Raw genomic sequence first — 8,827 nt, forward strand, 5'->3', positions numbered from 1 at the left:
ATGAGCGCGCTGAGCCTGTCCGCCACCTTCGGCGTGCTGGTGTGGGTGTTCCAGGAGGGCCACGGCGCGTCGCTGCTGGGCGTGACGCCCGCGCCGCTGGAGTCCGGCATCGTGGTGCTGATGGCGGCCGTGGTGTTCGGCCTGTCCACCGACTACGAGGTCTTCCTGCTCTCCCGCATGGTCGAGGCGCGCGGTCGCGGCGCGTCCACCGAGGAGGCGGTGAGCATCGGCCTTGCCAAGACCGGCCGGGTGATCACCGCCGCCGCGCTGCTGCTGATCGTGGTGACCGGCGCGTTCGCGTTCTCGCAGATCACCATGATGCGGTTCGTCGGCGTCGGCATGATCCTGGCGCTGGCGCTGGACGCCACGGTGGTGCGGATGCTGCTGGTGCCCGCGGTGCTCAAGCTGCTCGACGGCGCGGCCTGGTGGGCGCCCGGCCCGCTGCGCCGCATCCAGCAGCGGGTGGCGATCCACGAAGGCGAGTCCGTGGAGGACGAGCGCGCGCCCGCGACGGTGGGCTGACCGCGCTCGGTGCTGTTCTGCCGCCCGCGACGGCGGAGCGGGCGGCAGGCAGCGGTGCGCCCGGCGCCGGTCGCTCGGGGGGCGAAACGACCGACGCCGGACTCCAGCCGGTGCTCAGCACCGGTGGCCCTGCCCCGACCTACTGAGACTTAACACCAAGGGTGGCGCAGAGGGGGCCGTTTTCGCTCCGGACTGCTACGAATTCGCTGAAATTCGTCGCGTTGCCACCAGCTTGGCGTAACGGGTGCCCGCCGTGAGTAGTACCAGGCCGGCCCCGAGGAACGCCAGCACGCGGGCGAATCCGCTCAGCGCGGCCAGGTCGAACAGCAGCAGCTTCATCACGGCGGCTCCCACCAGCACCAACCCGCAGGCCCGCAGCGCGGGCACGTCGATGCCGCGGATCAGCAGCACCAGGGCGGCCACCGCCCAGGAAATCGTCACGATCGTGTGACCGAAGAGGAAGCCGGTCACCGTCCGCGACACCAGCAGCGTCGAGCACAGCACCACCCCGGCCACCGCGTACAGCCCGACCACGCCGACGCAGATCCAGGCGACCAGCCGGTCGCCGAGGTCGTCCAGCACCCCGACCGCCGTCGCCGCCCACGCCACCACCACCGCGGTCACCAGCAGCACCAGCCCGGCGAGCAGGCCCGCCACCAGGACTTCGGTCGTGGGGGCGGTGAACCGCCACGGCTCCAGCAGCAGGTTCAGCGGCAGCGCGTCGCCCAGCACCAGCACGCCGCCGACCCCGCCCAGCGCCACCGCGCCGACCAGCGGGCCGCGCGAGCGCAGCCGGGTCGCCAGGAACGCCAGCAGCGCCGCCTCGGCCAGCACCGCCGCCGCGCGCGTGCTGCCCTCCAACGCCGTGGCCGTGGCCTGGAACAGCGCCAGCACGCCGACCCCGCCCGCCGCGGCGGTGAACGCCGAGGGCAGCCTGCCCCGGCCCAACGCCCACACCGCCAGCACCGGCACCGCCGCGCCAGCGGCCACCACCGCCGACTGCGGCCGGTCCAGCAGCACGCTGACCAGCAGCGCGGGCGCCGGGGCGCCGACCAGCAGGCCGATCGCGGTCCGGTCGGCCGGGCGGAACCGGGCGGTGAGCGCCGCGCCCGCCACGCCGACGACGGCGGCCACCAGCGCCACCACGTTGACCGTCCACAGGTCCTCCCCCGGCACCGCCGCCAGGACCGCCACCAGCGGCGGGACACCCGCCACCACCGCCAGCGGCGGCCAGTCGCGCTTGAGGTGCACCGGGGCCGCGGCGACCTTGAGCACCAGCAGGAACGCCACCAGCAGCAGGGTGAAGCCCTCGGTGAGCACCGGCGCGCACACCGCGCAGGCGGCCACCACGCCGATCGCGAACGTCGCCGAGTCCCAGCGCATCGCCAGCAGCAGGCCCGCGCCCGCCACCAGCAGACCCGCCACCAGGCCGCCGACCGGCGGCAGGTAGCCGTAGATCGAGGTGATCGCGACGACGTCCAGGTACAGCACCGCGAACCCGGTCGCGGCCAGGGCGAACGCGCCGGTCCGCGAGGTCGGCGAGCGGTGCAGCCGCACTCCCACCGCGATCAGCGCGACGCCCAGCAGCGCCCCGCCGACCACCCTGGGCACCGGCCCGAGGTAGCCCCGCTGCACGGCCAGGACCAGCAGCATCACCACGCCGAGCGTGGTGATCGCGCCGCCGACCCAGGCCAGCAGCCTGCTGCCCGCGCCGTCCCGGCTCAGCCGCTCGAACAGGCTCGGGGCCGGGGTGCGCGTCGGGAGCGGCCACGGCGAGTCGTGGGACCGCTGCGGGGCCCAGCGCACCTCGGGGGGCGCGGGGGCCGGTTGCCACCCGGCCGCGCGCGGCGGCTCGGGCTCCGGGCGCTGGTCGGCCTCGGCGGGCGCGGGCGCGGCGCTCGCGGCGACCCTGGCGGCGCTTTCCCGGCGCAGCTCCTCGCCCAGTGCGGCGAGGCGGCGGGACATCCGGCCGATCTCGTCGGCCAGGCTGGTGAGCGGGTCCGATCCGGTCATGGGACCAGGGTCGCCGCGCGGAGGCGGTCGCGAATCCGTACCTCTACTCATCCCGGCCGGCAGAGTGCGGAGGATGACCTCGGTTCTGGTGCTCGGGTCGGCCAACGCCGACCTCGTCGTCTCGGTTCCGCGCAGGCCCGCCGGTGGCGAGACGGTCCTCGGCGGCGACACCGCCGTGCTGCCCGGCGGCAAGGGGGCGAACACCGCGGTGGCCGCCGCGCGGGTGGGCGGCTCGGTGTCGTTCCTCGGCGCGGTCGGGCCGGACCAGTACGGCGAGCTGCTGCGCTCGTCGCTGGAGTCGGCGGGCGTGCGCACCGAGCTGCTGCGCACCTCGTCGCGGCCGACCGGCATCGCCTACATCACCGTGACGCCCGACGGGGAGAACTCCATCGTCGTCGCGCCGGGGGCGAACTCCGACGTGGTGGTGCCCGAGCTGCCGTGGGAGTCCTTCGCGGTGCTGGTCTGCTCGCTGGAGGTGCCGGTCGACGTGGTGGAGGGGGCGGTCCGCGCGGCCGCCGAGCGCGGGGTGCGGCCGGTGCTGAACCTGTCGCCGGTCACCGAGGTCGCCCCGGACGTGCTGGCCCTGCTGGACCCGCTGGTGGTCAACGAGCACGAGGCCGCCTCGCTGGCGGGCACCCTGCCTGGCCTGCTCGACCTCGGTCCGAAGTCGGCGGTGGTCACCCTGGGCGCGCGCGGCGCGGCGGTGGTGACACCGGAAGGCGTCACGGAGGTGCCCGCGCCGGAGGTGGAGGTCGTGGACACCACCGGGGCCGGTGACGCCTTCGCGGGCGCCCTGGCCACCCGCCTCGCCGAAGGCGACCCCCTGCCCGCCGCGGCCGCCTTCGCCACCCGGGTCGCCGCCACCTCCGTCACCAAACCCGGCGCGCAACCGTCCTACCCCACCCCCTCCGACCTCCGGTGACCCCCAATCACCACCACCCCCCAACCACCACGCGAGGCCGCGTCGGCCTGTCGGCATGCCTGTCGGAAAAATCACGTCCTTCGATTTTTCCGACAGGCGTGCCGATGGGCCGACTTCCAGGCGGCCGAGCCCGCCGCGCCGGAGGCGCGGCAATCCAAAGGAGTATGGTCTAGACCATGTCGAGCACGCGGCTGAGCGGTGTCGGTGTCAGTTCGGGCCGGGCGTCCGGCCCCGTGGTGCGGGTCGCCGAGCCGCTGGGGGAACCCCCGGCCACGCCCGCGCCCGCCGATCCCCCGGCCGAGGCCGCGCGCATCCGGCCCGCCGCCGAGGTCGTGGCCGAGCGGCTGCGGCAGCGCGCCGCCGCGGTGAGCGGCGACGCCAAGGCCGTGCTGGAGACCACCGCCGCCATGGCCGCCGACCCGGCGCTGCTGGGGCAGGCCGAGAAGCTGGTCACCGACGAGTCGCTGCCCGCCGCCCGTGCCGTGCACCAGGCCGCCGCCGGGTTCATCGCGGCGCTGGAGGCCGCAGGTGGGTACATGGCCGAGCGGGCGGGCGACGTGCGCGACGTGCGCGACCGCCTGGTCGCCGAGCTGCTGGGGGTGCCCGCGCCGGGCGTGCCGGACCTGACCGGGCCCAGCGTGCTGGTCGCCCGCGACCTGGCCCCGGCCGACACCGCGGGCCTGGACCCGGCCACCGTGCTGGCACTGGTCACCGAGGAGGGCGGACCCACCTCGCACACCGCGATCCTGGCCCGCTCGCTGGGCATCCCCGCCGTGGTGGCCTGCCGGGGCGTGCTCGCCGCCGAGGCCGACGCGCTGCTGGTGGACGGCGACACCGGCGTGGTCGAGGTCTCCGACGGCACGGTCCGCGCCGCGCACGTGGCGGGCAAGGTCGAGTGGAACGGCGTCGGCGTGCTGCGCGACGGGCTGCGGGTGAAGGTGCTGGGCAACGTCGGCTCGCCCGCCGACGCGGTGGCCGCCGCGGCCGGTGGCGCGGAGGGCGTGGGGTTGTTCCGCACCGAGTTCTGCTTCCTGTCCGCCGCCGACGAGCCGTCGGTGGACGAGCAGCGCGCGGCGTACGCGGCGGTGCTGGCCCCGTTCGCGGGCAAGCCCGTCGTGGTGCGGACCCTGGACGCGGGCGCGGACAAGCCGCTGCCCTTCCTCAACCCCGACCCGGAACCCAACCCGGCGCTGGGCGTGCGCGGCCTGCGGGTCGCCTTCGACCGGCCGGACGTGCTGGAGCGGCAGCTCCAGGCGATCGCGCTGGCGGCGGCGGACAGCGGCGCGGAGGTGTCGGTGATGGCCCCGATGGTGGCCACCGCCGCCGAGGCGGCCTGGTTCGCCGAGCGGGCGCGGGCGGCGGGCATCGCCCGCGCGGGGGTGATGGTCGAGATCCCGGCCGCCGCGCTGGCCGCTCGGGAGATCCTGGAAGTGGTGGACTTCGTCTCCATCGGCACCAACGACCTGGCGCAGTACACGTTCGCGGCGGACCGCCAGGTCGGCGCGGTCGCGGCGCTGAACGACCCGTGGCAGCCCGCGCTGCTGCGGCTGATCGCGCAGGTCGGCGAGGCGGGCACGGCGGCGGGCAAGCCGGTCGGCGTGTGCGGCGAGGCGGCGGCCGACCCGCTGCTGGCCTGCGTCCTCATCGGCCTGGGCGTGACCAGCCTGTCGATGAACCACACCGCGCTCGCGGGCGTCGGCGCGAAGCTCGCCGCCACCAGCTTCGACCTGTGCCAGCTCGCCGCCCGCGGCGCCCTGGCCGCCCCCGACCCCGCCTCCGCCAAACTCGCCGCCCGAGCTGTGTTGAATTGACCCGGCTTCGCCGGGTCGGCGAGGCCGCCTGGGAGTCGGCCCATCGGGACGCGTTTCGGAAAAATCGAAGAGCGTGATTTTTCCGAAAGGCATCCCGACAGGCCGACGCGGCCTCGCGTGGTGCCCACCGGGCCACCCACCTGCCGTCGGGGTCACCTGATTGCGCGAGTCGCGCGTTCGGGCACCGCGAGTCGCGCGTTCGGGGGTCAGGTGGGCTGGTGGGCCGCGCAGCGCACCAGCTCGTCGCGGACCAGCTTGACCAGCGGGTGGTCCTCGCTGCCCCGGCGCACCGCCGCGAACACCCGGCGCAGCGGGGCCTGGCCGCGCACCGGCTGGCCGGGCAGGGCGTTGCGCGGGGCCAGCGCCACGCCCGCGCCCGCCCGGACCAGCGCGCCGATGGCCCGGAAGTCGTCCGAGGTGTGCCGCACGCGCGGGGCGAAACCGGCCTGCCCGCACACCAGCTCCACCACGTCGCGCACCGGGTTGCCGGGCAGCGGCGCGACCCAGTCCTCGTCGGCCAGCGCGCCCAGGTCCACCTCCGCCGCCCCGGCCAGCGGGTGCTCCGGCGGCAGCACCACGTCGAAGGGCTCGGTGTAGAGCGGGAAGCGGGTCAGCCTGCGGTCGTCGGCGCGCGGCGCGGCCCGGTGCTCCTCGGTGATGGCCAGGTCGATCTCGCCGTCCAGCAGCAGCGGCACGCTGGCGTGGCCCTCGGCGTCGCGGACCCGAATGGCCACGCCGGGCGCGGTGGTGCGCAGCGCGGCCACCGCCGGGGCGACGACCTGGGTGATCGCCGACGCGAAGCTGGCCACCTCCACCCGCCCGGTCTTGCCGCCCGCGAACGCCGCCAGGCCCGCCTGCGCCCGCTCCAGCTCGGCGGCCACCGCGTTGGCGTGCCCCACCAGCAGCTCCCCCGCGGCGGTCAGCGCGACCCGTCTGCCCCGGCGGCGCAGCAGCTCCTGGCCCGCCTCCGACTCCAGCGCCGCGAGCTGCTGCGACACCGCGGACGGGGTCAGGTGCAGCGCGCGGGCGGCGGCGGTCACCGTGCCGTGGTCGGCGAGCGCGCTGAGCACGCGCAGTCGCCTGGGGTCGATCACCCGTCCATCCTCGCCCGCGTCGCGTTTGAGCGCCGTCGCGGGTGACCGATTCCCCCTGCGTGACGATCAGCGGCAGGGTGGTCAAGATCGCGGTGGCCGGGGTGTTCGCGCTGGTGGTGTTCGGCGTCGTGGTGCCGAGCGTGCGCGCGGGCGGGTGGGCGGTCAGCGGCACCGCCGTCTCGTCCGCGCTGCTCGCGGTGGTGCTGGTGGCGGCCCTGCTGGGCACCGTGGACGAGCACCGCCCGCGCATCAGCGGGCGGCGCTCCTGGCTGGCGCTCGGCGCGGTGTGCGCGGCCGGGGCGGTGGCCGGGATCGGGTCAGCCCTGCTGGAGCGGGCCACCGGCCAGGTCTGGCCGCGCTACGCGGTGCTGGCGCTGCTCGTCGTGCTGCTCGTCGTGCACTTCCTGCACGGGCGCGGGGTCACATCCGGTCGCGCGCGGCGATGAAGGCGTCCACCGCGCGGTTGACGTCGTCGGTGGAGTGCGCCGCCGACATCTGGGTGCGGATGCGCGCCTTGCCGTGCGGCACCACCGGGTAGGAGAACCCGATCACGTAGACGCCCTGCTCCAGCAGCAGGTCCGCCATCCGCGACGCCTCCGCCGCGTCGCCGATCATCACCGGGATGATCGGGTGCTCGCCGGGCAGCAGGTCGAAGCCCGCCTCGGTCATCCGGGACCGGAACAGCGCGGTGTTCTCGCGCAGCCGGGTCAGCAGCTCGCCCGAGGAGCTGAGCAGGTCCAGCGCCGCGACGGCGGCGGCGGTGATCGACGGGGCCAGCGAGTTGGAGAACAGGTAGGGCCGGGACCGCTGGCGCAGCATCTCCACGATCTCCGCCCGGCCGGAGGTGTAGCCGCCGCTGGCGCCGCCCAGCGCCTTGCCCAGGGTGCCGGTGACGATGTCGACCCGGTCCTGCACGCCGAACAGCTCGGGCGTGCCGCGCCCCTGCGGGCCGACGAAGCCGACCGCGTGCGAGTCGTCGACCATGACCAGCGCGTCGTACTTCTCGGCGAGGTCGCAGATCTCGTCCAGCGGCGCGAGGTAGCCGTCCATGGAGAACACGCCGTCGGTGGCGATCAGCCGGTAGCGGGCGTCGGCGGCGTCCTTGAGCTGCTGCTCCAGGTCGGCCATGTTCCGGTTGCGGTAGCGGAACCGGCGGGCCTTGGACAGCCGCACGCCGTCGATGATCGAGGCGTGGTTCAGCTCGTCGGAGATGATCGCGTCCTGCGCGCCGAGCAGCGTCTCGAACAGGCCGCCGTTGGCGTCGAAGCACGAGCTGTAGAGGATGGTGTCCTCGGTGCCGAGGAACCGCGACAGCCGCGCTTCCAGCTCCTTGTGCGGCTCCTGCGTGCCGCAGATGAACCGCACCGAGGCCATGCCGAAGCCCCACCGGTCCAGCGCGTCGTGCGCGGCCTTGACCAGCGCCGGGTGGTCGGCCAGGCCCAGGTAGTTGTTGGCGCAGAAGTTCAGCACCTCGGTCGGCGAGGTGGCCACCCGCACCGCGGAGTTCTGCGGGCTGCCGATCACCCGCTCGGCCTTGTACAGGCCCGCCGCGCGGATCTCCGCCAGCCCGGTCCGCAAGTCCTCCCGCATCGCGCCGTACATCAGGCAGCTCCCGTCCAGTCGAGGATGACCTTGCCGCACTTGCCCTCGCGCGCGGTGGCGAAGGCGCGTTCGAACTCGGTGCAGTGGTACCGGTGGGTGATCACCGGCGCCAGGTCGAGGCCGCGTTGCAGCAGCACCGACATGGAGTACCAGGTCTCGAACATCTCCCGGCCGTAGACGCCCTTGATGTGCAGCATCTTGAGCACGACGCTGCTCCAGTCCACCGGGAACTCGACGGCGGGCAGCCCCAGCATGGCGATGCGCCCGCCGTGGGACATGTTGTCGATCATCTCGCGCAGCGCGGAGGGCTGCCCGGACATCTCCATGCCCACGTCGAAGCCCTCGGTCATGCCCAGCTCGGCCTGCGCGTCGGCGACGGTGCGCGCCGAGACGTCCAGCGCCAGGTCGACGCCGACCTTGCGGGCCAGGTCCAGCCGGTGCTCGTTGACGTCGGTGATCACCACGTTGCGCGCGCCCGCGTGCTTGGCCACCGCGGCGGCCATGACGCCGATCGGGCCCGCGCCGGTGATCAGCACGTCCTCGCCGATGACGGGGAAGGACAGCGCGGTGTGCACGGCGTTGCCGAACGGGTCGAAGATGGCGGCCACGTCCAGGTCCACCGGGGTGCGGTGCACCCAGGCGTTCTGCTCGGGCAGCACCGCGTACTCGGCGAACGCGCCGTCGCGCTGCACGCCCAGGCCCAGGGTGTGCGCGCACAGGTGGCGGCGGCCCGCCTTGCAGTTGCGGCACGTGCCGCAGACCAGGTGGCCCTCGCCGCTGACCAGGTCGCCGACCCGCACGCCGGTCACGGCGGGGCCGGTCTCGACGACCTCGCCGACGAACTCGTGGCCCAGCACCAGCGG

Annotated in this window: 8 protein-coding genes; 4 read left to right on the top strand and 4 right to left on the bottom strand. The window is 75.0% G+C overall.

Annotated elements, in window-relative coordinates; all coding sequences use genetic code 11:
• The coding region (locus IEZ00_RS36180) for an MMPL family transporter (RefSeq protein ID WP_229794992.1) at positions 1–522 on the top strand (522 nt) is incomplete at its 5' end.
• Between the two features lie 195 nt (positions 523–717).
• Here the strand turns inward: IEZ00_RS36180 and IEZ00_RS03875 are convergent.
• Positions 718–2,535 (bottom strand): DUF2339 domain-containing protein, encoded by a 1,818-nt coding sequence (locus tag IEZ00_RS03875; RefSeq protein ID WP_189221579.1) that lies wholly within the window; start codon positions 2,533–2,535, stop codon positions 718–720.
• A gap of 73 nt (positions 2,536–2,608) precedes the next feature.
• On the opposite strand from IEZ00_RS03875, the gene IEZ00_RS03880 reads away from it, so the two are divergent.
• Entirely contained in the window at positions 2,609–3,457 is an 849-nt protein-coding gene (locus IEZ00_RS03880; RefSeq protein ID WP_189221580.1) for a ribokinase, read from the top strand.
• A gap of 176 nt (positions 3,458–3,633) precedes the next feature.
• The gene (gene ptsP / locus IEZ00_RS03885; protein ID WP_189221581.1) at positions 3,634–5,268 is read left to right on the top strand and encodes a phosphoenolpyruvate--protein phosphotransferase; all 1,635 of its coding nucleotides are present in this window, start codon (positions 3,634–3,636) and stop codon (positions 5,266–5,268) included.
• Positions 5,269–5,474: 206 nt separating this feature from the next.
• Here ptsP and IEZ00_RS03890 read toward each other — a convergent pair whose 3' ends face one another.
• Entirely contained in the window at positions 5,475–6,362 is an 888-nt protein-coding gene (locus IEZ00_RS03890) for a LysR family transcriptional regulator (RefSeq protein WP_189221582.1), read from the bottom strand.
• A gap of 59 nt (positions 6,363–6,421) precedes the next feature.
• Here IEZ00_RS03890 and IEZ00_RS03895 point away from each other — a divergent pair, with 59 nt between their 5' ends.
• The gene (locus IEZ00_RS03895) at positions 6,422–6,808 is read left to right on the top strand and encodes a hypothetical protein (protein ID WP_189221583.1); all 387 of its coding nucleotides are present in this window, start codon (positions 6,422–6,424) and stop codon (positions 6,806–6,808) included.
• Here IEZ00_RS03895 and IEZ00_RS03900 read toward each other — a convergent pair.
• Both IEZ00_RS03900 and tdh read right to left on the bottom strand, forming a co-directional pair.
• On the bottom strand, positions 6,783–7,964 hold the full coding sequence (locus IEZ00_RS03900; RefSeq protein ID WP_189221584.1) for a glycine C-acetyltransferase: 1,182 nt from the start codon (positions 7,962–7,964) through the stop codon (positions 6,783–6,785). The genes IEZ00_RS03895 and IEZ00_RS03900 overlap by 26 nt on opposite strands.
• The coding region (gene tdh, locus IEZ00_RS03905) for an L-threonine 3-dehydrogenase (protein ID WP_229794994.1) at positions 7,964–8,827 on the bottom strand (864 nt) is incomplete at its 5' end. The genes tdh and IEZ00_RS03900, both read right to left, overlap by 1 nt.

Source organism: Saccharothrix coeruleofusca, from assembly GCF_014648515.1.
Classification (GTDB): Bacteria; Actinomycetota; Actinomycetes; order Mycobacteriales; family Pseudonocardiaceae; genus Actinosynnema; species Actinosynnema coeruleofuscum.